The organism is Cellulomonas sp. P2_F12 (assembly GCF_056403775.1).
This window is the reverse complement of record NZ_JBFUEV010000011.1, coordinates 34,405-56,625: the sequence shown is the minus strand read 5'-3', so window position 1 is coordinate 56,625 and position 22,221 is coordinate 34,405. Positions and strand designations below refer to the sequence as shown.

Genomic DNA, 22,221 nt, shown 5'->3' with positions numbered 1-22,221 from the left:
TGCCCCTTGCGGTCCGGTGCGCCGAACGGGTGCCTGACGCGCCGCAGCGGCTCCGTCGTCGCCGGGCGCTGCCACGATCGGGCTGTGCCAGCTCCCGGACGCCCCACGTCACCGGACGAACCGACGCACCCGTCCCTCGGTGCGCGCGTGCTGGTGCTGGGCGCGGCGCTGGCCGTCGCGGCCGTCGTGTCGGTGTGGGCCATCGGTCAGGCCCAGCGGGCGAACGTCCCGTACATGGGTCTGCCGCCGGCACCCGAGTACAACCCGGCCGGTGCGGTGTGGTTCGTCATCGCCTACCTGCCCTGGCTGGCGCCTGCGATCCTCGCCGTCCGGTCGTGGCGCGGGTGGACGGGCTGGGGCCTGGCGCTTCTCGTCGGAGGACTCGCAGCCTGGTTCGTGCCCTGGGTGACCCACGCCACGCGGCTCATTGCCTGAGGCGCGGCGCCGACCCACGACCTCCCGGGGCTCCGGGGGCGCCGGTGCGAGAGTGATGACCAGGGAGGGCGCGACGTCATCGACCGACGAGCGCATCGACGTGTGCCCGCCCGACCACCCCGACGCGCGGGTGACGATGGAGCGGTACGCCGCCGAGCTGGCCTCGCGTCTCGACACCGGGTTCGACCCGGCGCGCAGCCACGTGGCCCTCGACGCCGAGCTGTCACCGCCGGCCGGTCTGCTGCTCGTCGCCCGGCGGGGTCATGAGCCGGTCGGCTGCGGGGCGCTCCGCTTCGTCGACGACGAGACGGCCGAGGTCACGCGCGTCTGGGTCGACCCCTCGGCGCGCGCCCGTGGCCTGGCGCGGAGGCTGCCGGTCGAGCTCGAGGCTCACGCCCGGCGGCGCGGGGTACGGACGCTGCGGCTCGAGACGAACGAGACGCTCCACGTGGCCATCGCTCTGGACCGGAGCGCGGGCTACGTCGAGGTCGCGCCTTTCAACGACGAGCCGTACGCGCACCACTGGTTCGCCAAAACGCTGTCGCCGGACGGCTGACGTGCGTGAACCTGTCGAGCCGGCACATCAGCGCGACCCGCGACACTACGGTGCTCCCATGCGGTGGGAGGCGCTCTTCGCGGACATGGAAGCCCAGCTGGCGGCGGGCCGGCTCGCGGACGTGCGGGCGGACGTCGCCGAGCTCGCGCGGGCCGAGCGTGCCTCGGTGGGGCTCGACGCGCGGGTGCTCTCGTCGGTGGGGCGGCCGGTGCGCGTGCTCGTCGTCGGCGGCGACACCGTCGAGGGCGACCTCGTGGACGCGACCACCGAGTGGCTCCTCGTGGCGACGTCACCGGTGCGTCGGGCGCTGGTCCCGCTCGGTGCCGTGGCGGCCGTCGACGGCCTCGCGGAGCACGCCGCCCCGGCCACGGGCACGGTCGGGGCGCGACTGAGGCTGGGTCATGCTCTGCGCGCGCTCGCGCGCGACCGCGTCGTCGTCCGGGTGGACGCCGGAGGGGCGGAGCTCACCGGCCGGATCGAGCGCGTGGGTGCCGACCACCTCGACCTCGCCGACGTCGGCGGAGCCGGTCGCGGCGCGTGGGCGGTCACGTTCGCCACGCTCCGGGTGGTCCGGTCGGGCGCCTGACGCGCGGTCAGTCCGAGGCGTCGTCGGCGGCGTCGGTCGCGCGGCCGTCGCTCGCGATGCGGGCGCGGGTCTGCTCGTACATCCGCTGGATGTACTTCTCCAGCTCGGTGGACTCGACGCGCCACTGCAGCCGACCACCGATCTGGATGGCGGGCAGCTCACCGGACCGGACGAGCGCATAGGCCTGCGGCGCCGAGATGTTGAGCTCCTCGGTGACGTCCGCGAGGGTCAGGAACCTCGAAGGCATGCTCGAAGTGTGGCACGCGCTGGCGCCCGGACCGGTTTGTCCACAATGCTCCCTCCGCCGGGTCCTGGACGCGGCAGGATGGCCGTCCGAGCCTGCGCGCGACGAACCTGGAGAGTCGATGGACACGAGCGTGATCGACCTGCCCGCTCCGGTGGCGGCGCGCTTGCGGCGGCCCGGCTGGCGCGACCCGCGGCTGCTGGCGGGGATCGCGATGGTCGCGGCGTCGGTGCTGCTGGGCTCGTGGGCGGTCCGGACGGCCCAGGCGACGGTCCCCGTCTACGTGACGCGGGCCGCGCTGGTGCCGGGAGACACGGTCTCCGCCGACGAGCTCGCGGTCGTCGACGTGCGGCTGGGCACCGTGAACCTCGACCACTACCTGCGGGCGGACCGGCCGACGGCCGCGGACGTCGTGGTCGTGCGGGCCGTCGGACGCGGCGAGCTGGTGCCCGCCTCCGCGGTCGGCTCGGCCGCCGACCTGGACCTTCGCCCGGTCTCGATCACCCTGACGCGCGCGCCGTCGCGGGAGGTCGCACCGGGTGCGCTCGTCGACGTGTGGTTCACGCCGCCGGCCCCGGACGACGACGCGGCGCCGGGGGAGCCCCGGCAGCTGGCCGGGGGGCTCACGGTGGCGGAGGTGACGACGCCGACCGGGGCGTTCCGGGCCTCGGGCGGGAGCTCGGTCCAGGTGCTGGTCCCCACGGACGTCCTGCCGGTGATCCTGACCGCCCTCGCCGCGGACGGCACCGTCGACGTGGTGCCCGTCCCGGGTACGGGAGGCTGACGTGACGTTCGGGGTGCTGTGCGCCGTGCGGGGCCCTGCCGAGTCGATCATCGTGCAGGCCGTCGAGCGGACCGGAGGCCGGCTGAGCGTGACCCGCCGCTGCGCCGACCTCACCGAGCTGCTCGCGGCGGCCGAGGCCGGGCTCGGCAGGCTGGCGGTGGTCTCGGGGGACCTCGACCTCCTCGACCGCGAGGCCGTCGAGCTCCTGCACCGTTCGGGGGTCCGCGTGGTCGGGATCGGCGACGCGGCACGCCCGTGGCTCGGCGAGCGGCTCGCTGCCCTGGGCGCCGATGTCGTGGCCGTGGCGCCGCACGACGACGACTCCGCCCAGGCGATGCTGCGCGACGCGCTCGCGGTCCTCGGCAGCGCGCCCGACGACGGGACACCGGCACCGGCGTTCCCCGACGAGCAGACCGTCCGACGTCCCGCTCGCGGGCTCGTCGTGGCGGTGTGGGGTCCGACGGGCGCGCCGGGCCGGACGACCGTCGCGGTGAACCTGGCCGCCGAGCTGGCTGCCGCGGGTCGCCGGACGCTGCTGGTCGACGCCGACACGTACGGCGGGTGCGTCGCGCAGGTGGTCGGCATGCTCGACGAGGCACCGGGCCTCGCGGCGGCGGCCCGCGCGGCGGGTCAGGGGACGCTCGACCTGACCACGCTGGCCCGGCTGACCCCGACGATCGCCTCCAACCTGCGCGTGCTCTCGGGCATCTCGCGGGCGGACCGCTGGCCCGAGCTCCCGTCGTCGTCGCTCGACGCGGTCTGGTCGGTCGCGCGCGGGCTCGCGCAGTGGACCGTGGTCGACTGCGGCTTCTGCCTCGAGCAGGACGAGGTGCTGAGCTACGACACGAGGGCTCCGCGCCGCAACGCGGCCACGCTGAGCGCCCTCGAGGCCGCGGACGCCGTCGTGGTGGTCGGCGCGGCGGACCCGGTGGGGATCCAGCGGCTCGTGCGGGGCCTGGGGGAGCTGTCCGACCTCGGCCTCGACGGGACCCGGCTGGTGCTGGTCAACCGCGTCCGGGCGACCGTCGCGGGTCCCAAGCCGGCCGAGGCCGTGGGTCGGGCCCTCGCACGGTACGCGGGGGTCACGGACGCGCTCCTCGTGCCCGAGGACCGCGCGGCCGTGGACACGGCGCTGCTCGAGGCGCGCACGGTGCGTGAGGTCGCACCGGGGTCGCCCGTCCGCCGTGCGCTGGCCGGCGTGGCAGCCCGCGTCGACGCGCTCCTGGTGGGGGAGCCCGCGCGCGTCTGACCGGCCGGGCGACGTCGCGGGCGGCACACTGGCCACGTGCGCATCTATCTCCCGGCCTCGCTGGACCAGCTCGACCCCGCGGCAGGACCGCTGTCGGCGCGCCGCGCGCACGCCGTGACGCCAGCCCTGCGCGCGCTGTTCCCCGACGAGGACGACGAGGGCCTGGAGTTCGCGGCGCAGCTCGCGGCGGCCGACGACTCGCTCGAGCACCTCGCGACGCATCGGGCCGCGCCGCAGCTGCGCCTGGTCGTGTCCGTCGACGTCGCGGACTCGGCCATCGAGCCGGTGACCGACGACGAGGACGTGCCGAGCGCGGTCGAGCTGGTGCGGTCGGTCGAGCAGTCCGACGTCATCTGCGTGCACGTCGACGAGCCGGGTGCGGCGCCCGACGTCGTGCTCGCGGCCGGTGGGGACGAGGCCGCCGTCGACCGCCTCGACGAGCGTGACCTGCTCTGGTACGACGCGTCCGAGCTGGCGGGCATCCCGCGCTGAGCCGGTCCGTCCGTGGCCTTCGTCACGAACGGGCCCCAGCGGCGGAGCCAGTTGGACCCGGCCCCGACGCTCGGGTAGTGTTCACCGCCGGTACGACGTCCGGATGCACGAAGGTCCGCCCCGCCAGGCGACTCTCGAGCTCCGGGGGTCATACCCCCATGGGGTATGGTGTAATTGGCAGCACGACTGATTCTGGTTCAGTTAGTCTAGGTTCGAGTCCTGGTACCCCAGCGCGAGCACCGCTGGTCCGACCTCCTCGGAGGATCGGGTAGAGTGTTCACTCGCAAGCGAGGCCCCAGGGCCTCGCAGCGTATAGGCCCCCGTTGTGTAGCGGCCTAGCACGCCGCCCTCTCACGGCGGTAGCGCCGGTTCGAATCCGGTCGGGGGTACGTACACGAAGGCCCGGTCACCACGGTGACCGGGCCTTCTGCGTTCCTGGATCAGTGCTGCCCGGGCGGGCCGTGGCTCGACGTCGGCAGCACGGCGACGACGATCGAGCCGATCACCGCCGCGAGCGCGCCGATGAAGAGGCCGGTGATGACGGCATCGACCGCGCTGCCCCCGCCCAGCAGGGCGAGGACCGCGCCGACGACGAGCCCGACGACGAAGCAGATGACGGCCACGCGACGGCGCAGGCGGCGTCGCGCGGCGGCGGCACCCCGCACGGCCATCAGTCGGCCGTGCGGCGCAGGACCTCGGTCAGCCGGTTGGCCGCCGAGACGACCGCGGCGGCGTGCAGCCGGCCCGGCTGCCGGGAGAGCCGCTCGAGCGGTCCGGACACGGACACGGCGGCGACGATCCGGCCCGACGGTCCGCGCACGGGGGCGGACACCGACGCGACGCCGACCTCGCGCTCCGAGACCGACTGCGCCCAGCCGCGGCGACGGACGCCGGAGAGGATCGTGGCCGTGAACTTGGCGCCCTGCAGGCCGCGGTGCAGGCGGTCCGGCTCCTCCCACGCGAGCAGGATCTGCGCCGCGGAGCCCGCGTGCATCGTCAGCGTGGCGCCGACCGGGATCGAGTCGCGCAGGCCGATGGGCCGCTCGGCCGCGGCGACGCAGATGCGCTGGTCGCCCTGGCGCCGGTAGAGCTGTGCGCTCTCGCCGGTGTGGTCGCGCAGCGCGGCCAGCACGGGGCCGGCGGCGGCGAGCAGGCGGTCCTCGCCGGCGGCCGTCGCGAGCTCCGAGAGGCGCGGTCCGAGCACGAACCGACCCTGCATGTCGCGGGCGACCAGTCGGTGGTGCTCGAGCGCCACGGCCAGCCGGTGGGCCGTCGGGCGAGCAAGATGGGTGGCGGTGACGAGCTGTGCGAGGGTGGCCGGTCCCGCCTCGAGAGCGCTGAGAACGGACGCGGCCTTGTCCAGCACGCCGACTCCGCTAGAGTTGTCCATAGGTCGATATTGGCGTCTCGAAGGCTGAGATGCAAGTACGACGGCAGACGAGCCGGGAAAACCACACTCCTGGCCGAGAGATCGAACGAGAGAACGGACCGAGAAGATGGCCGGCACGTTGGCGGAGAAGGTCTGGGACGCGCACGTCGTGCGACGGGGCACGGACGGCGCGCCTGACCTCCTCTACATCGACCTCCACCTCGTGCACGAGGTGACGAGCCCGCAGGCGTTCGAGGGCCTGCGCCTCGCGGGTCGCCCGGTCCGCCGCCCGGACCTGACGCTGGCGACCGAGGACCACAACACCCCCACGCTCGACATCGACCGGCCGATCGCCGACGAGACGAGCCGCACGCAGATCCAGACGCTGCGCAACAACGCCGCCGAGTTCGGCGTCCGCATCCACTCGCTCGGCGACGCCGACCAGGGGATCGTCCACCAGGTGGGACCGCAGCTGGGCCTGACGCAGCCGGGCCTGACCGTCGTGTGCGGTGACTCGCACACGTCGACGCACGGCGCGTTCGGCGCCCTCGCGTTCGGCATCGGCACCAGCGAGGTCGAGCACGTGCTGGCCACGCAGACGCTGCCGCTGGCCCCGTTCAAGACGATGGCCATCACGGTCGACGGCGAGCTGCCCGCGGGCGCCACCAGCAAGGACATCATCCTGGCGATCATCGCCAAGATCGGCACCGGTGGCGGTCAGGGCTACGTGCTCGAGTACCGCGGCGAGGCCATCCGCGCGCTGTCGATGGAAGCCCGCATGACCGTCTGCAACATGTCGATCGAGGCCGGCGCCCGCGCGGGCATGATCGCGCCCGACCAGACCACGTTCGACTACCTCCAGGGCCGCCCGCACGCGCCCGAGGGTGCCGACTGGGACGCCGCGGTGGCGTACTGGAGCACGCTGAGGACCGACGACGACGCCGAGTTCGACGTCGAGGTCGTGCTCAAGGCGGAGGACCTCGAGCCGTTCGTCACGTGGGGCACCAACCCCGGGCAGGGCCTGCCGCTGTCGGGCTCGGTGCCGGTGCCGGAGGAGATCGCCGACGCCGACGAGCGCGGCGCCGCCGAGCGGGCCATCGAGTACATGGGCCTGACGCCCGGCCAGCCGCTGCGCGAGATCAAGGTCGACACGGTCTTCATCGGCTCGTGCACCAACGGCCGCATCGAGGACCTGCGCTCCGTCGCCAAGGTCGTCCAGGGCAAGCACAAGGCCGAGGACGTCCGCGTCCTGGTGGTGCCCGCCTCGGCTCGCGTGCGCCTGCAGGCCGAGGCCGAGGGGCTCGACAAGATCTTCCTCGACTTCGGTGCGGAGTGGCGCAACGCCGGCTGCTCCATGTGTCTGGGCATGAACCCCGACCAGCTCGCCCCGGGGGAGCGCTCGGCGTCGACGTCGAACCGCAACTTCGAGGGTCGGCAGGGCAAGGGCGGCCGCACGCACCTGGTCTCGCCGCTCGTCGCCGCCGCGACCGCCATCCGCGGCACGCTCTCGTCGTACGCCGACCTCGCCACGGGGGCGCCCACGCCCGACGGCAGCCCCCTCACCGACCTCCAGACGGTCTGACCACGGAACTCGGGAACCGAGAAAGAGACACAGCCATGGAGAAGTTCAGTCAGCACACCGGCGTCGGCGTCCCGCTGCGGCGCAGCAACGTGGACACCGACCAGATCATCCCGGCCGTCTACCTCAAGCGCGTGACGCGCACGGGGTTCGAGGACGCGCTGTTCGCCGCCTGGCGCGGTGACCCGGCGTTCATCCTCAACCAGGACGCCTACAGGTCCGGCTCGGTGCTCGTCGCCGGTCCCGACTTCGGCACCGGCTCGTCGCGCGAGCACGCCGTCTGGGCGCTCAAGGACTACGGCTTCAAGGTCGTCATCTCGAACCGCTTCGCGGACATCTTCCGCGGCAACTCCGGCAAGCAGGGGCTGCTCGCGGCGCAGGCGTCGCAGGAGGACATCGAGCTGATCTGGAAGATCCTCGAGACCCGTCCGGGCACCGAGGTCACGGTCGACCTCGAGTCGAAGACGATCACGTGCGACGACGTCGTGGTGCCGTTCCAGGTCGACGACTACACGCGCTGGCGCCTGATGGAGGGTCTCGACGACATCGGCCTGACGCTCGAGCACGCCGACGAGATCTCGGCCTTCGAGGCCCGTCGCGAGGCGTGGCGCCCGGCGACGCTGCCCGCCAAGCACCTGCCGCCCGTCGAGATCGTGGCCGCCCGGCCGGCCGGCGTGCCGGTCGAGATCGGCCGCCGCGCCTGACGTCGGTCCGGCGGGTCGCCTCCGAGGGGACCCGCCGGACGGCCGCAGTCGATAGCGTGTCTGCGGGCCACGGCGCACCGGAGCGCCGGCCGAGAGAGGACGACCATGCCGGGCAAGTCGCAGATCGCTGACCGGATCGCCGCTCGGGGGGCGACCAAGACCGCCGCGCTCGCCGCCGTCGAGGCGGTGCTCGACGAGATCACGTCGGCCCTGGCCGCCGGGGAGCGGGTGACGCTGACCGGGTTCGGCACGTTCGAGGCCGCCGGCCGCGCGGCCCGCACCGCGCGCAACCCCCGCACGGGGGAGACGCTGGAGGTGGCGGCGACGACCGTCGCCCGGTTCCACCCCGGCGCCGGCCTGCGGGCACGGGTGGCCGCCGGATCCGGCGAGCCGCTCGGCGCCGTCGCGGACCTGGGCTCGCTGCAGGGCCTCGCCGCGGCAGAGGCGCCCGCGCCGACAGCCCCCGCCCCCGCCGCGGCTCCGTCGACGGCGGCCGTGAAGCCGAAGGCCACGACCAAGGCGTCGGCGAAGACGAAGGCCACACCGAAGGCCAAGGCGAAGGCCGAGGCGAAGAAGGCCGACGTCAAGAAGCGGGCCGACGCCGCGAAGAAGGCCGACGCGAAGAAGCGGGCCGACGCCAAGAAGGCCAAGGCGAAGGCCGCAGCCAAGAAGAAGTCCGGCAAGGGCCACACCAAGAAGAAGTAATCCCGACGGCGGACCGTGTGAAGGTTCCGCACGGCCTCGGCGCGCCGGAGCCCGGACGGTCGGGAGCACCCCAGCGCGTGGGAGACGATGGTTCGATGACCGACCTTTCCATGACGGATCTGCTGTACGTCAACGGTGGCAACCCCCTCTCGGGCGAGATCACCGTGCGCGGCGCCAAGAACTTCGTCTCCAAGGCGATGGTCGCGGCGCTGCTGGGGGAGACGCCCAGCGTGCTGCGCAACGTGCCGCAGATCCGCGACGTCGCCGTGGTGACGGGCCTGCTCGAGCTCCACGGGGTCAAGGTCGACGCGGACGCCGAGGCCGGGGTCCTGCACCTCGACCCGACGGACGTCGAGTCGGCCCACGTCGCGGACATCGACACGCACGCGGGCTCGAGCCGCATCCCGATCCTGTTCTGCGGCCCGCTGCTGCACCGGCTGGGCGAGGCGTTCATCCCCGACCTCGGCGGCTGCAGGATCGGCGACCGGCCGATCAACTACCACCTCGACATCCTGCGGCAGTTCGGCGCGGTCGTGGAGAAGACCGACAACGGCATCCACATCCGCGCGCCGCGGCGCCTCCAGGGCACCAAGATCGCGCTGCCGTACCCCAGCGTCGGGGCCACCGAGCAGCTGCTGCTCACCGCCGTGCGCGCCGAGGGCATCACCGAGCTGTCCAACGCGGCGATCGAGCCCGAGATCATGGATCTCATCAACGTGCTGCAGAAGATGGGCGCGATGATCTCCGTCGACACCGACCGGGTGATCCGGATCGAGGGCGTCGACCGGCTGGTCGGGTTCCGGCACACGGCGCTGTCGGACCGCATCGAGGCGGCGTCCTGGGCATCGGCGGCCCTGGCGACGGGCGGCGACATCTTCGTCCGCGGCGCCACGCAGCCCGAGATGACGACGTTCCTCAACACGTTCCGCAAGGTGGGCGGCGAGTTCGCCATCGACGACGACGGGATCCGGTTCTTCCACCCCGGCGGCGACCTGCGCTCGATCACGCTCGAGACTGACGTGCACCCGGGGTTCATGACGGACTGGCAGCAGCCGCTGGTCGTCGCGCTCACGCAGGCCAAGGGCCTGTCGATCGTGCACGAGACCGTCTACGAGAACCGCTTCGGCTTCGCGGACGCGCTGGTGGGCATGGGCGCGACGATCCAGGTCTACAAGGAGTGCCTGGGGGGCCGGCCGTGCCGGTTCGGGCAGCGCAACTTCTACCACTCGGCGGTCATCTCCGGGCCGACGCCGTTGTCCGCGGCCGACATCGAGGTGCCGGACCTGCGCGGCGGGTTCAGCCATCTCATCGCCGCCCTGACGGCCAAGGGCACCTCGTCCGTGCGGGGGATCAGCCTGATCGACCGCGGCTACGAGCGGTTCACGCAGAAGCTCGAGGCCCTGGGCGCCGAGTTCAGCCGCGAGCTCACGCGGGCGTGAGCGTCCGGTCCGCGCCGGCCGCCCGGTAGCATCTGCTCCCGTGCATCCGCCGGCCAGATCCAATCGCGCCTACCGCAACGTCGCGCGCATCGTGCGTCCCCTGATGCTCGCCATGACGCGCCGCGACTGGAGCGGCACCGAGAACCTCCCGACCGAGGGCGGGTTCATCGTCGCGTCGAACCACATGACGAACATCGATCCGCTGACGTTCGCGCACTTCCTGTGGGACAACGGGTACGCCCCGAAGATCCTGGCCAAGGCGCCGCTGTTCAAGGTGCCCGTGCTCGGCGGAGTCCTGCGCGCGACCGGGCAGATCCCGGTGTACCGGAACACGACGTCGGCCGGGGACTCGCTCAACGCGGGGATCGCGGCGATCGAGGCCGGCGACGCGGTCGCGGTCTTCCCGGAGGGGACCCTGACGCGCGACCCGGACCTGTGGCCGATGGTCGGCAAGACGGGCATCGCCCGCCTGGCGCTCAGCACCCGGGCGCCCGTCGTCCCGGTGGCCCAGTGGGGCGCGCAGACGCTGCTGCCCCGCTACGGGAAGCTGCTCAGGCCCATCCCGCGCAAGCTGGTGACGGTCGTGGCGGGCCCGCCGGTGTACCTCGACGACCTGTACGACCGCCCGCAGGACACCAAGACGCTGCGCGAGGCCACCGAGCGCGTCATGGCAGCGATCACCGCGCAGCTGCAGGAGATCCGCGGCGAGGAACCGCCGACGGTCCGGTACGACATGCGCAAGCCGCCCGCGCCGGGCGAGAAGAGGGTCGGCGGCGACCACGCGACCCACCCCGAGCTGCCGTGACGGCGGACCAGGTGGCCGAGGAGCGGCCCGCAGTCCCCGGCGCTCCCCGGTTGCGCGCCGCCGTGCTGGGCGCCGGCGCGTGGGGCACCACGTTCGCGGCCGTCATGGCCGACGCCGGCTGCGACGTCACGGTCTGGGGTCGCGACGAGGCGGTCTGCCGGCAGATCGCCGACGAGCACCGCAACGAGGCGTACCTGCCAGGTGTCGCGCTCCCGGCGCGGGTCACGGCGACCCACGACGTCCGGGCCGCGCTGGCGGGCGCCGACATCGTCGCGGTCGCGATCCCGTCGCAGAGCGCCCGAGCCACCCTCACCCCGCTGGCCGACGCCGTCGCCCCGCACGCCGTCGCCGTCTCCCTGATGAAGGGCGTCGAGCTGTCGACCGACCGCCGCATGAGCGAGGTCGTCGCGGAGTCCCTCGGCATCCCGGCGGGCCGCGTCGCCGTGGTCTCGGGCCCCAACCTCGCCCTGGAGATCGCGCACCGCCAGCCGACCGCCACCGTGGTGGCCTCGACGGACGAGGCGACCGCGCAGCTGGTGGCCCGCGCGTGCGCGTCCGCCTACTTCCGCCCGTACACGAACGACGACGTCGTCGGCGTGGAGCTCTGCGGTGCCGTGAAGAACGTCATCGCGCTGGCCGTCGGCATCTCGCAGGGCCGCGGCCTGGGCTACAACACGATGGCCACGGTCATCACCCGCGGCCTGGTCGAGATCACGCGGCTCGGCCTGGCGCTCGGCGCCGACGCCGACACGTTCCCGGGCCTCGCGGGCCTGGGAGACCTCATGGCGACCTGCGCGTCGCCCGACTCACGCAACCACACGCTGGGCGGGCACATCGGCCGCGGCATGACCCTGGACGAGGCGATCGCCGCCACCGGGGGCACGGCCGAGGGCGTGAAGTCGAGCCGCTCCGTGCTGGAGCTGGCGACGACCCTGGGCGTCGAGATGCCGATCACGTCCGCCGTGGTCAAGGTGCTGCACGAGGGGCTGCCGGTCGACCAGCTCGCCTCCCTGCTGCTCGCCCGGCCGCACAAGGCCGAGGGCGTCTAGAGGGTCCCTCTCGACCGGGTCAGCGCTTGGTCGAGGTCGCGCCAGAGGTCCTCGACGTCCTCGATGCCGACCGACATCCGCAGCAGGTCCTCGGGGACGGTGACGGACTCGGTGGCGAACCGGCGGCGACGCTCGAGGCTCGACTCCACCCCGCCGAGGCTGGTCGCCGGCACCCACAGCCGCAGCGCCGCGACCACCGCGTCGGCGGCCTCGGGTCCGCCGACGGGCCGCAGGCCGATGATCGCGCCGAAGCCGTCCATCAGCCGCGCCGCGCGCTCGTGGCCCGGGTCGGCGGGCAGGCTCGGGTGCCGGACCTCGGCGACGGCCGGGTGCTCGCTGAGCCGGCGCGCCAGCTCGGCGGCGTTGGCCTGCGCGCGCTCCACGCGCAGCGACAGGGTGCGCAGGCCGCGCAGCGCGAGCCAGACCTCGAACGGTCCGGCGATCGACCCGTGCAGGGTGCGGTACGCGTGGAGCCGGGCGTGCAGGTCGTCGTCGTCGGCCAGGGCGGCGCCGAGCACGACGTCCGTGTGGCCCGCCAGGTACTTGGTCACCGAGTGCACGACGACGTCCGCGCCGTGCTCGAACGGCCGCTGCACCAGGGGCGTCGCGAACGTGTTGTCGACGCCCACCAGCGCGCCCGCCGCGTGCGCTGCCTCGACCAGCACCGGGAGGTCCGCGACCTCGAGCATGGGGTTGGTCGGCGTCTCGACCCAGAGCATCGACGTGGGCTGCCGCAGCGCGGCGAGCACCGCGTCGGTGTCGTCGATGTCCACCAGCTCGACGTCGACCCCGAGGCGCTCCCGCAGGTCGTGGGCGTACCCGAGGGTGACCTGGTAGGAGTGGCGCGGCAGCACGAGCCGGCCGCCCGGGGGCACCAGCGAGAGGGCCGCGGCGATGGCCGCCATGCCCGACCCGAACACCAGCGCGGGGTGCGTCGACCCCTCGAGCGTGCCGAGCGCCTGCTCGAACGGGTGCCACGCGTCGGCGTCCATGCGGCCGTAGAGCAGCTCGCCCGGACCGGGGACGCCCTGGGAGACGAACGTCGACGACAGGATGACGGGCGGGTTCACCGCGGCGCCCTGGGTGCGCGGGGGCCGCCCGGCGGACACGACGAGCGTCGCGGGGGAGAGGTCGTCGGTGCTCTCGGAGGTCACCGCCGCAGAATATCCGTCGGGTGCTGCGGTGGTCGCCCACCGGGCGGTCCGTGGGCAGCCCCACGGATGTCCCGGCGACGCCCCGGACGTGCCGGGCCGAGGCCCCGCCGCCAGGTAGGGTCGGGCGCGATGGACGCCACCTCCCAGCCCTCGGGCCACGACCACACCGCCGCGCCGACCCCCGAGGTCGGTCGCCGCCCTCGCGTGATGGTCCTGTTCGGCGGCCGCTCCGGCGAGCACGCGATCAGCTGCGCCACGGCCGGCGGCGTGCTGCGCGCGATCGACCGCGACCGCTACGACGTGCTGGCCGTCGGCATCACGCCCGCGGGCCGCTGGGTGCTGGCGGACGACGATCCCGACCGCTGGGCCATCGTCGACGGGCGCCTGCCGCAGGTCGAGGACACCGCCGCGCACGTGCTGCTGCCGCAGGCCGTCGACGACCGCGACGTGCAGGTGCTCGAGCCGGGCCACCTGCCCCGCGTGCTCGGCGAGGTCGACGTCGTCTTCCCGCTGCTGCACGGTCCGTTCGGCGAGGACGGCACGCTGCAGGGGCTGCTCGAGCTGGCCGACGTGCGCTACGTCGGCGCCGGGGTGCTCGCGTCGGCGGTCGGCATGGACAAGCACATGATGAAGCTGGTGCTGGCGGGTCACGGGCTGCCGGTCGGGCCGTTCCGGGTGGTCCAGCCCGGTGAGCTCGACCGCGACCCCGACGGGGTGGCGGCGCGGCTCGCCGAGCTCGGGCTGCCGATGTTCGTCAAGCCCGCGCGCGCGGGATCCAGCCTGGGCATCTCGCGGGTCACCGATCTCCCGGACCTGCCGGCGGCCATCCGCGCGGCGGCCGAGCACGACCCGAAGGTCATCGTCGAGGCCGCGATCGTCGGGCGCGAGATCGAGTGCGGCGTGCTCGGCGGGCACGACGGGGACCGGGCGCGTGCGTCGCTGCCGGGCGAGATCCTGGTCGTCGACCCCCGGCACGCGTTCTACGACTTCGAGGCCAAGTACCTCGACGAGGCCGGCGTGACGCTGTCCTGTCCCGCCGACCTGCCCGAGGGCATCGTCGCGGCCGTGCAGGACGCCGCGGTGCGGACGTTCGAGGCGGTCGGGTGCGAGGGGCTCGCGCGGGTGGACGTCTTCGTCACCCCGGACGGCGGCGTGGTGGTCAATGAGATCAACACGATGCCCGGCTTCACGCCGTACTCCATGTACCCGCGTCTCTGGGAGGCGTCCGGGGTCGGCTACGCCGAGCTCGTGGACGAGCTGCTGCGGCTCGCGCTCGCGCGTCCGACCGGCCTGCGGTGAACGTTCCCTCGATGTACGTCGGCAGGGGGCGTGGGCGTACGCCCAAAATCAGCGCGCCAGGCTACCCTCAGGGCATTCGTGGTGGACCGCGACCGACAACGACGTCGTCCGCGGTGGTCGTCCCCCCATCACCGTCGGGACGCTCCGCGCCCCTCCGCACCCCGGAACGGGGTGTGCCGCACGGCCGGCAGGCAGCGTCGGCTCACGTAGATCGCTGGTGAACTCCATGCTCGTCCCGCAGGCCGAAACTACCCGCGAGGCGAGCGCATGAGCGCCACTGTGTCGCCCGGGGCACCCATTCCGGCGCGTGCCGCCACCACGCAGGACTACTCGGCCCTGGCCGCCTACGTCCGCGAGTCGGGCCTCCTGGGCCGCCGCTACGTCTACTACTGGACGCGCCTCGTCGCCGCCGTGCTGGCGTTCGCCGGCGTGTGGGTGGCCGTCGTCCTCGTCGGCAACTCGTGGTGGCAGCTGGCCGTCGCCGCCGTGCTCGCGATCGTGCTCACGCAGATCGCCTTCCTCGGGCACGACAGCGCGCACCGCCAGATCTTCAAGTCCGGGCCCTGGAACGACTGGACCTCCCGCATCCTGGCCGGCGGGTTCGTCGGCCTGAGCCACACGTGGTGGCGCAACAAGCACAACCGGCACCACGCGTCGCCCAACCAGGTGGGGGCGGACCCGGACATCGCGCCCGGCGTCGTCGTCTGGACCCAGGACGCGCTCGAGACCCGCAGCGGCTGGCGCGCCTGGTTCGGCCGCAACCAGGGCTGGTTCTTCTTCCCGCTCCTCACGCTCGAGGGCATGAGCCTGCACCTGTCGAGCGTCCGGCTGCTGCTGGCCAAGGGGACCGTGCCGCACCGGTGGGTCGAGGCGCCGATCGTCCTGACGCGTCTGGTGGTGTACGTCGGGCTGCTGTTCTGGCTGCTGCCTCCCGGCAAGGCCGCGGCGTTCATCGGGGTGCAGATGGCCCTGTTCGGCGTGCTGCTGGGCGGGTCGTTCGCGCCCAACCACAAGGGCATGCCGATCATCCCCGCCGGGCTCAAGGTCGACTTCCTGCGTCGGCAGGTGCTGACGTCGCGGAACATCCGGGGCGGGCTGGCCGTCGACTTCATGATGGGCGGGCTCAACTACCAGGTCGAGCACCACCTCTTCCCCAGCATGCCGCGCCCGAACCTCAAGCACGTGCAGCCGGTCGTCCGGGACTACTGCGAGAAGCTCGACGTCAAGTACACCGAGGTCGGGTTCTTCCGGTCGTACAAGATCGTCGTCGACTACCTCAACCGCGTCGGCCTGGCGGACCGTGCGGCGTTCGACTGCCCGGTCGCGGCGCAGTACGGGCGCTGACGGGCGGGCGCTTCCCTACAGGCAGGTCCTGACCTGCTCGGTCATGGCCACCGCGGGTCCCAGCTGGTCCACGAAGGACGTCGAGCGCTCCGTCGCGACCGCGGCCGGGATGTGCAGCTCGACCGCGGGCTCGCGGCCGTAGGTGGTGAACGTCCAGTCGCCGTCGTCACCCTCGACGACCACCCAGTCGATGCTGGGGCCGCCGGGGGTCTCGACGGTCTGGCAGTGGTCCGTCGTCGGCCCCAGGGGCTCGACGCCGCAGCGCAGCACGATCGGGGTCGCCGGGTCCCCCCACGCCGTCGTCGCCTGCGCCGTGGTGTCCCGCTGGGGGAGGCCCTCGCCCAGCGAGTCGGGCATGGCCAGCACCACGGACGCGCACACGGGGTCCGTCGCGTGCGGGGCCACCTGCGCCGGGACGGTGCTCGCACAGCCGGCGAGGAGCGTCAGCCCGAGCACCGAGGCGGCGGCGGGCAGGCGTCGGCTCGGGGGCAGCAGGGGCACCCGGTCACGGTAACCCGAGCGGGGCGCCGAACCTCTACCGTGTCCGGGTGACCGGCGACACCCCGACCGACCGCCCGCTCGTCTCCGAGCTGTCCGAGGAGGCGCTGCTCGCCCGCATCTTCCCGCTGCTGCCCGCGGGGGCCGACACGCTCGTGCCGCCCGGGGACGACGCCGCCGTCCTGGCCGCCCCCGACGGCCGGGTCGTGGTGACCACGGACGTCCTGGTCGAGGACCGGCACTTCCGGCGCTCGTGGTCGTCGGGAGACGACGTCGGGCGCCGGGCGGCCGTGCAGAACCTCGCCGACGTCGCCGCGATGGGTGCCCGACCGACGGGGATCGTCGTCGCGCTGGTGATCCCCGGCGACCTGCCCGTCTCGTGGGTGGAAGGCCTCGCGCGCGGGCTCGCCGCGGAGTGCGAGCCCTTGCGGGTGGGCGTGGTCGGCGGCGACCTGTCGGGCGGCCCGCTCGTCGTCGTGGCGGTGACCGCGCACGGCGACCTCGAGGGGCGTGCGCCGGTGCTGCGCTCAGGCGCCCAGCCCGGGGACGTCGTCGCGCACGCCGGCGTGATCGGGTGGTCCGCCGCGGGCCTCGCGCTGCTCGAGGCGGGGCGGACCGACCTGGACCCCGAGCTCGTCGGGTCGTTCCTGCGCCCGGCTTCCCCGCTCGCAGCCGGTCCGGCCGCCGCCCGGGCGGGCGCCACGGCGATGCTCGACGTGTCGGACGGGCTGCTGCGGGACGCGGGCCGGCTCGCCCGCGCGAGCGGCGTCCGGGTCGACCTGGAGACGTCGGCCCTGGTCGACGACCTGGGCCGCCTGGCTGGCCCGGCCGAGGCGCTCGGCGAGCCGGCGCTGCGGTGGGCGCTCGACGGGGGAGAGGACCACGGCCTGCTGGCGACGTTCCCGGCCGGGACCGTGCTGCCGGCGCCGTTCCGCGCGGTCGGTCGCGTCCACGACGTCGCCGACGGAGACGTGCCGGGCGTGCGCGTCGACGGCGTGGCCGCACCCGCACGGTCCGGCTGGGACCACTTCGGCGGCTGAGGGTCAGCCGCGGCGGTAGCGGACCTCGAGCAGGCTCTCGCCGCCGATGTCGTCGTACCGCTCGACGCCGTCCGCCTGGAAGCCGTGCCGCCGGTAGAAGTGCCGCGCACGCTCGTTGTCCGCGAGCACCCAGAGCGTGATGGTCGTCTTGTCCCCGACCTCTCCGATGACCGTCCGCATGAGGTCACGAGCCACCCCGTGCCCCCAGGTTCCGGGGTCGAGGTAGATGGAGAAGATCTCCCGGTCGCCGCGCCGCGCGTCCTCGTCGCGGCTGGGCCCGACGGTGACGAAGCCGACCAGCCGGTCGGGGACCGCGGCGACCCAGGTGCGGATCTCGTCCGCGGGCCCCTCGCGCAGGTACTTCGTCCATTGGGCGGTGCGCGCGTTCGCGTCGAGGGAGGCGAGGTACGCGTCGGGCACGATGCCGGCGTACGCCTCCTGCCACGACCGCACGTGCACCCGGGCGATACCCGCGGCGTCCCCCTCGGAGGCTGTGCGGATCGTCACCTCGTCCAGCTGCTCGACCATGGAGGTCACCATGCCACACGATTCGGACATGACGAAGGGCCATGAGGTGACAACCTCACGGCCCTTCGGATGAGACTGGGTACGTCAGATGGCGCGCTGCACCTTGCCGGCCTTGAGGCACGACGTGCACACGTTGAGACGCTTGGGCGTCCCCGCGACGACGGCACGCACGCGCTGGATGTTCGGGTTCCAGCGACGCTTCGTGCGCACGTGCGAGTGCGAGATGCTGTGCCCGAAGCTCGGGCCCTTGGCGCAGACGTCGCAGTTGGCAGCCACGATCTTCTCCTGTTGCTCTGTACGGATCATCTGCCGCGTGTGCGGCGAAGTCATGTGGTCTTTCGTGGGTAAGAGCGCACGAGCGACGCCGACTCCGAGAGAGGATTCGGGGGCCGCTTCGGGGCACCACCAGTGCCCAGCAAGGCCGGGCAACCGGTCAAGACTAGCCCATCGGGCACGTCGACCCAAATGTGGGTGCGATGAGGCAGGGTGGTGCCGCGGAGGTGCAGGTCGACGCCGGTACGACGGCGGGACGCTGTGACAGAGCCCAGCGGTGGACGTCGGAGGTGCGGTGGATCTGCTCGAGGCAGCGACGGTTCGGTCGTGGGCCGACGCCGCGCTCACCGCGCTGGAGGGGGCGCGGGACCGGATCGACGCCGTCAACGTGTTCCCGGTCGCGGACTCCGACACCGGCACGAACGTGCTGCTGACCGTCGCGGGCGGCCGCGACGCGGTCGAGCTCGTCGGGCCGGAGGCTGGCGCTCCCGAGGTCGCCCGTGCGTTCGCCCGTGGAGCCCTGCTCGCGGCGCACGGGAACTCCGGGGTCATCGTCAGCCAGTACCTGACCGGGTTCGCCCGCGGCCTGCCGGCCGGCGCGGGGGCGCACGAGGTCGCGCGGTGCCTGGCGGTCGCCGCGCGGGCCGCGCGGGAGGCGACGGTCGAGCCGCAGGAGGGCACGGTGCTGACGCTCGCCGACGTCGTCGCCGGCGCAGCCCGGACCGCCGCCGACGCGGGCGCCGACCTGCCGACCATGCTCGCGGAGGCCGTGGCGGAGGCCCTGCGGGCCCTGGGGCGCATCAGCGCGGTGCACCCCGTGCTGCGCGCCGCCCGCGTGCTCGACTCGGGCGCCTGCGCCCTGCTCGTCGTGCTGGACGCGCTGGCGCGGTCGGCGGCCGACGAGCGACCGGTGGTCGTGCCGCTGGACTGGCTGCCGACGGCCCCGGCGCACCTCGCGTCGGTCGAGCCGTCCGGCGGCGCGTTCGAGGTCATGCTGCTGGTGAGCGACGACCACCCACAGGTCGACACGGGTGCGGAGCTGCGCCGGCGGATGGGTGCGCTCGGCGACTCCGTCGCGGTCGTGGGCGGCGACGGCTGGTGGCACGTGCACGTCCACACCGACGACCCTGCGGCGGCGATCGAGGGGGCCGCGCTCGGCCGGCGCGAGCAGGTGCTCGTCCGGCTCCTGTCCGGCGCGCACGCGGGCGGGTCCGCGCTGGACGGCGGGCCGGAGCGCTGGGGCGTCGTGGTCTGCACGGCCGCGCCGGGCCTGGCCGCCTGGTACGCCTCCGCCGGTGCGGTCACGCTCGTGCAGTGCCCGGAGGCGCCCGTCCGGGCGGTGCACCTCGAGCGGGCGGTCACGGACTCGGGCGCCGCGCGCGTGGTGCTGCTCCCGGGCGCGGCAGGCGCCGTCGGCCCGCTGACCACGCCCGGCGTGCTCGTCGACGTGCTCGACGCCGCGGACGAGGTCCGGCTCGTGGTCGGCGCGCTCGCGCTCGCGGGCGCCGGGCCGACGGCCGAGGGCCGAGCCGCGGCGGACGCGGCCCTGGGCCGGCTCGGCGTGGCCGAGGTCGACGACGGTACGGTGCGGTCCGCCTGCGACGCGGCCGACGCGCTCCTGGGCACCCCGCGCGCGGTGCCCGCCGAGAGTCTCACCCTGTTGGTGCGGGACGTGCCCGGCGACGGCCTCGTCGACGGGGTGGTCGAGCACCTGGCCGCGCACCATCCCGGCGTCGAGGCGACGGCGGTCGGTCCGACGGGTCACGGGCCCGCGCTCGTGCTCGGGCTGGACTGATCGTGTCCGGCGGCCTGGTGTACCCGGACAGCGTCCCCACGCGCGCCGACGCCCTCGAGCGACGGGCGCCCGGCACGCCCGCCCAGCAGAAGAAGCTGGCGGGGCTCGGCATCGAGACGGCCGGCGACCTGCTCGCGCACTACCCGTGGCGGTACGCGGACACGCGCGAGGTGACCGACATCGCCAGCCTGGCGGTGGGCCACAACGTGTCGCTGGTCGCCCGTGTGCGCAGCGCGGAGATCAAGACCGCGATGAAGACCGGCAAGCCGCGGGTCGAGGCGAAGATCACCGACGGCACGCGCACGCTCGACCTGGTCATCTTCATGCCCAACCACGGCGCGGCCGGGTATCACCTCAAGCGGCTGGTGCCGGGGGAGCTCGGGCTCTTCTCGGGCCAGATCAACCTCTTCAACGGGCGGTTGCAGCTGGCCAACCCGACCTACTCGATCTTCGGGCTCGAGGTCGACGAGGAGGTGGCGCTCGAAGAGGCCGAGTGGCCGATCCCGATCTACCCGGCGACGGCCGGTCTGGAGACCGACAAGATCCGCCTGCTGGTCCGCAAGGCGCTCGACCCGCTGACCGAGAGCGATGTGCCCGACCCGGTCCCGGACCTCGTCCGCGCGGAGCGGCACCTCGCGTCGCGCTGGTCCGCGCTGCGCAACGTGCACGTCCCGCGCACCGAGGAGGACTGGCGCAAGGGGCAGGCGCGCCTGCGGTACGAGGAGGCGTTCGTCCTGCAGGCCGAGCTGGCCCGCCGGCGCGCGCACGCGCAGCGCGAGGAGTCCACCGCGCGACCTGTCCGGGCCGGGGGACTGCTCGACGCGTTCGACGCACGCCTGCCGTTCACGCTGACCGAGGGCCAGGTGGCGGCGGGGGAGCAGATCGCCGACGACCTCGCCCGGCCGCACCCGATGCAGCGCCTGCTCCAGGGCGAGGTCGGGTCCGGCAAGACGGTCGTCGCGCTGCGGGCGATGCTGCAGGTGGTCGACGCCGGCGGTCAGGCGGCCCTGCTCGCGCCCACGTCGGTGCTCGCGGCGCAGCACGTGCGGACGCTGCGCGCGCTGCTCGGCGACCTGGCCGAGGGCGGGCTGCTGGGCGGCTCGGAGATCGGGACTCGCGTCGCGCTGGTCACCGGCGCACAGTCCACGGCGGAGCGGCGCAGCAACCTGCTGGAGGCGGCGAGCGGGCAGGCGGGGATCGTCGTCGGCACGCACGCGCTGCTGTCCGACCCCGTGCAGTTCGCCGACCTCGGGCTCGTGGTCATCGACGAGCAGCACAAGTTCGGCGTCGAGCAGCGGGGGCGGCTGCAGGCCAAGGCGGCGAACGCCCCGCACCTGCTGGTGACGACGGCGACGCCGATCCCGCGCACCGTGGCGATGACCGTGTTCGGGGAGCTCGAGATCTCCGAGCTGCGGCACGTCCCCGCCGGGCGCAGCGGCATCACCACGCACGTCGTCCCCGCCGACAACCGGGTGTGGATGGACCGGACGTGGAGCCGCGTGCGCGAGGAGGTCGAGAAGGGTGGCAGGGCGTTCGTCGTGTGCGCGCGGATCGACGAGGACACCGAGGGCGCGGGCGACGCCGACGACGGCGTGGAGCTGGTGCCGGACGAGCCCGCGACCGTCGGCGAGGCGCAGGCCGCGGCGCAGCGCGCCCCGAAGAAGCCGCTGCGGGCCGTCCTGGAGGTGGCCGAGACGCTGCGCGGCGACGCGCGGCTCGGGGGCGCGGCGGTCGGCCTCCTGCACGGCCGGATGTCGAGCGAGGAGAAGGACCGGGCGATCGCCGACTTCGCCTCGGGCCGCACCCCCGTGCTCGTGTCGACGACCGTGATCGAGGTCGGCGTGGACGTGCCGGCTGCCACGGTCATGGTGATCTTCGACGCGCACGTGTTCGGGCTGTCCCAGCTCCACCAGCTGCGGGGGCGGGTGGGCCGGGGCAGCGCGCCCGGGCTCTGCCTGCTCGTCGCGGACGCGCCCGAGGGCACGGTCGCGGCGCAGCGGCTCGGCGCGCTCGCGGCCACCACGGACGGGTTCGAGCTGGCGCGGGTCGACCTCGAGCTGCGGCGCGAGGGCGACGTGCTGGGCTCGGCGCAGTCCGGACGCCGCGGGACCCTGCGGTTCCTGCGCATCGTCAGCGACGGCGCCGTCATCGACCGGGCCCGCGACGACGCCCGCGCGCTGGTCGAGGTCGACCCCGAGCTGGCCGCGTGGCCGGCGCTGCAGGCGGCGATCGCGACGCAGCTGGCGGGCGGGCGCGAGGAGTTCCTCGGCCAGAGCTGACGACGGGCCGCAGCA

24 protein-coding genes and 2 tRNA genes are annotated in these 22,221 nt (G+C 74.1%); 19 read left to right on the top strand and 7 right to left on the bottom strand.

Annotation, left to right across the window (positions count from 1 at the left end):
- The first annotated feature begins 84 nt into the window (after positions 1 to 84).
- The 3 genes from AC1DWH_RS18480 to AC1DWH_RS18470 are packed head-to-tail and all read left to right on the top strand — an operon-like array spanning position 85 to position 1,577.
- The gene (locus AC1DWH_RS18480) at positions 85 to 435 is read left to right on the top strand and encodes a hypothetical protein (RefSeq protein WP_477094918.1); all 351 of its coding nucleotides are present in this window, start codon (positions 85 to 87) and stop codon (positions 433 to 435) included.
- A 55-nt stretch (positions 436 to 490) separates the two neighbouring features.
- Positions 491 to 991 carry a GNAT family N-acetyltransferase gene (locus AC1DWH_RS18475; RefSeq protein WP_477094917.1) on the top strand — a complete coding sequence of 167 codons (501 nt, stop codon included), beginning with the start codon at positions 491 to 493 and terminating at the stop codon, positions 989 to 991.
- Positions 992 to 1,049: 58 nt separating this feature from the next.
- Positions 1,050 to 1,577, top strand: a complete 528-nt coding sequence (locus tag AC1DWH_RS18470) for a hypothetical protein (protein WP_477094916.1) — start codon at positions 1,050 to 1,052, stop codon at positions 1,575 to 1,577.
- Between the two features lie 7 nt (positions 1,578 to 1,584).
- Here AC1DWH_RS18470 and AC1DWH_RS18465 read toward each other — a convergent pair whose 3' ends face one another.
- Entirely contained in the window at positions 1,585 to 1,824 is a 240-nt protein-coding gene (locus AC1DWH_RS18465; protein ID WP_477094915.1) for a helix-turn-helix domain-containing protein, read from the bottom strand.
- 118 nt (positions 1,825 to 1,942) lie between these two features.
- On the opposite strand from AC1DWH_RS18465, the gene AC1DWH_RS18460 reads away from it, so the two are divergent.
- The 5 genes from AC1DWH_RS18460 (at position 1,943) to AC1DWH_RS18440 (ending at position 4,735) form a co-directional block, all read left to right on the top strand.
- The gene (locus AC1DWH_RS18460) at positions 1,943 to 2,605 is read left to right on the top strand and encodes a hypothetical protein (RefSeq protein ID WP_477094914.1); all 663 of its coding nucleotides are present in this window, start codon (positions 1,943 to 1,945) and stop codon (positions 2,603 to 2,605) included.
- Position 2,606: 1 nt separating this feature from the next.
- Complete coding sequence (locus AC1DWH_RS18455; RefSeq protein WP_477094913.1) at positions 2,607 to 3,854, top strand: CpaE/TadZ family protein; 1,248 nt, start codon at positions 2,607 to 2,609, stop codon at positions 3,852 to 3,854.
- A gap of 36 nt (positions 3,855 to 3,890) precedes the next feature.
- A complete protein-coding gene (locus AC1DWH_RS18450) occupies positions 3,891 to 4,346 on the top strand; it encodes a DUF6912 family protein (protein ID WP_477094912.1) in 456 nt (151 codons plus the stop codon).
- 159 nt (positions 4,347 to 4,505) lie between these two features.
- Positions 4,506 to 4,577: transfer RNA gene (locus AC1DWH_RS18445), tRNA-Gln, on the top strand.
- An 85-nt stretch (positions 4,578 to 4,662) separates the two neighbouring features.
- Positions 4,663 to 4,735 (top strand) — tRNA-Glu (locus tag AC1DWH_RS18440).
- 51 nt (positions 4,736 to 4,786) lie between these two features.
- Here AC1DWH_RS18440 and AC1DWH_RS18435 read toward each other — a convergent pair.
- Positions 4,787 to 5,017, bottom strand: a complete 231-nt coding sequence (locus AC1DWH_RS18435) for a hypothetical protein (protein WP_477094911.1) — start codon at positions 5,015 to 5,017, stop codon at positions 4,787 to 4,789.
- On the bottom strand, positions 5,017 to 5,736 hold the full coding sequence (locus AC1DWH_RS18430; RefSeq protein WP_028046824.1) for an IclR family transcriptional regulator: 720 nt from the start codon (positions 5,734 to 5,736) through the stop codon (positions 5,017 to 5,019). Before AC1DWH_RS18430 ends, AC1DWH_RS18435 begins: the two co-directional genes overlap by 1 nt.
- 106 nt (positions 5,737 to 5,842) lie before the next feature.
- Here AC1DWH_RS18430 and leuC point away from each other — a divergent pair, with 106 nt between their 5' ends.
- From leuC to AC1DWH_RS18400, 6 genes are all read left to right on the top strand, one after another.
- The gene (gene leuC, locus AC1DWH_RS18425) at positions 5,843 to 7,297 is read left to right on the top strand and encodes a 3-isopropylmalate dehydratase large subunit (protein ID WP_477094910.1); all 1,455 of its coding nucleotides are present in this window, start codon (positions 5,843 to 5,845) and stop codon (positions 7,295 to 7,297) included.
- Between the two features lie 35 nt (positions 7,298 to 7,332).
- A complete protein-coding gene (gene leuD / locus AC1DWH_RS18420; protein WP_477094909.1) occupies positions 7,333 to 7,998 on the top strand; it encodes a 3-isopropylmalate dehydratase small subunit in 666 nt (221 codons plus the stop codon).
- Positions 7,999 to 8,103: 105 nt separating this feature from the next.
- Positions 8,104 to 8,703 (top strand): HU family DNA-binding protein, encoded by a 600-nt coding sequence (locus AC1DWH_RS18415; protein WP_477094908.1) that lies wholly within the window; start codon positions 8,104 to 8,106, stop codon positions 8,701 to 8,703.
- Positions 8,704 to 8,813: 110 nt separating this feature from the next.
- Positions 8,814 to 10,142: a UDP-N-acetylglucosamine 1-carboxyvinyltransferase gene (murA, locus tag AC1DWH_RS18410; RefSeq protein WP_456846865.1), complete on the top strand. Its 1,329-nt coding sequence runs from the start codon at positions 8,814 to 8,816 to the stop codon at positions 10,140 to 10,142.
- Between the two features lie 40 nt (positions 10,143 to 10,182).
- Entirely contained in the window at positions 10,183 to 10,947 is a 765-nt protein-coding gene (locus AC1DWH_RS18405; RefSeq protein WP_477094907.1) for a lysophospholipid acyltransferase family protein, read from the top strand.
- Positions 10,944 to 11,996 (top strand): NAD(P)H-dependent glycerol-3-phosphate dehydrogenase, encoded by a 1,053-nt coding sequence (locus tag AC1DWH_RS18400; RefSeq protein WP_456846863.1) that lies wholly within the window; start codon positions 10,944 to 10,946, stop codon positions 11,994 to 11,996. The genes AC1DWH_RS18405 and AC1DWH_RS18400 overlap by 4 nt, the downstream gene beginning before the upstream one ends.
- On the opposite strand, the gene AC1DWH_RS18395 is transcribed toward AC1DWH_RS18400, so the two are convergent.
- Positions 11,993 to 13,150, bottom strand: coding sequence for a trans-sulfuration enzyme family protein (locus tag AC1DWH_RS18395; RefSeq protein ID WP_477094906.1), 1,158 nt, complete (start codon positions 13,148 to 13,150; stop codon positions 11,993 to 11,995). The two genes, AC1DWH_RS18400 and AC1DWH_RS18395, sit on opposite strands and share 4 nt — an antisense overlap.
- Before the next feature lie 129 nt (positions 13,151 to 13,279).
- Here AC1DWH_RS18395 and AC1DWH_RS18390 point away from each other — a divergent pair, with 129 nt between their 5' ends.
- Together AC1DWH_RS18390 and AC1DWH_RS18385 are read left to right on the top strand one after the other, a co-directional pair.
- On the top strand, positions 13,280 to 14,449 hold the full coding sequence (locus AC1DWH_RS18390; RefSeq protein ID WP_477094905.1) for a D-alanine--D-alanine ligase family protein: 1,170 nt from the start codon (positions 13,280 to 13,282) through the stop codon (positions 14,447 to 14,449).
- 267 nt (positions 14,450 to 14,716) lie between these two features.
- A complete protein-coding gene (locus tag AC1DWH_RS18385) occupies positions 14,717 to 15,793 on the top strand; it encodes a fatty acid desaturase family protein (RefSeq protein ID WP_477094904.1) in 1,077 nt (358 codons plus the stop codon).
- 15 nt (positions 15,794 to 15,808) lie between these two features.
- Here the strand turns inward: AC1DWH_RS18385 and AC1DWH_RS18380 are convergent, their stop codons facing one another.
- Positions 15,809 to 16,294, bottom strand: coding sequence for a DUF3515 family protein (locus AC1DWH_RS18380; protein ID WP_477094903.1), 486 nt, complete (start codon positions 16,292 to 16,294; stop codon positions 15,809 to 15,811).
- 47 nt (positions 16,295 to 16,341) lie between these two features.
- On the opposite strand from AC1DWH_RS18380, the gene AC1DWH_RS18375 reads away from it, so the two are divergent.
- Positions 16,342 to 17,331 (top strand): thiamine-phosphate kinase, encoded by a 990-nt coding sequence (locus AC1DWH_RS18375; protein WP_477094902.1) that lies wholly within the window; start codon positions 16,342 to 16,344, stop codon positions 17,329 to 17,331.
- Positions 17,332 to 17,334: 3 nt separating this feature from the next.
- Here the strand turns inward: AC1DWH_RS18375 and AC1DWH_RS18370 are convergent, their stop codons facing one another.
- Positions 17,335 to 17,859, bottom strand: a complete 525-nt coding sequence (locus tag AC1DWH_RS18370) for an N-acetyltransferase family protein (RefSeq protein WP_477094901.1) — start codon at positions 17,857 to 17,859, stop codon at positions 17,335 to 17,337.
- An 84-nt stretch (positions 17,860 to 17,943) separates the two neighbouring features.
- Complete coding sequence (gene rpmB, locus AC1DWH_RS18365) at positions 17,944 to 18,135, bottom strand: 50S ribosomal protein L28 (protein ID WP_028050248.1); 192 nt, start codon at positions 18,133 to 18,135, stop codon at positions 17,944 to 17,946.
- 292 nt (positions 18,136 to 18,427) lie between these two features.
- On the opposite strand from rpmB, the gene AC1DWH_RS18360 reads away from it, so the two are divergent.
- Positions 18,428 to 19,927, top strand: a complete 1,500-nt coding sequence (locus AC1DWH_RS18360; protein WP_477094900.1) for a DAK2 domain-containing protein — start codon at positions 18,428 to 18,430, stop codon at positions 19,925 to 19,927.
- 2 nt (positions 19,928 to 19,929) lie between these two features.
- A complete protein-coding gene (locus tag AC1DWH_RS18355) occupies positions 19,930 to 22,206 on the top strand; it encodes an ATP-dependent DNA helicase RecG (protein ID WP_477094899.1) in 2,277 nt (758 codons plus the stop codon).
- Positions 22,207 to 22,221: the final 15 nt, after the last annotated feature.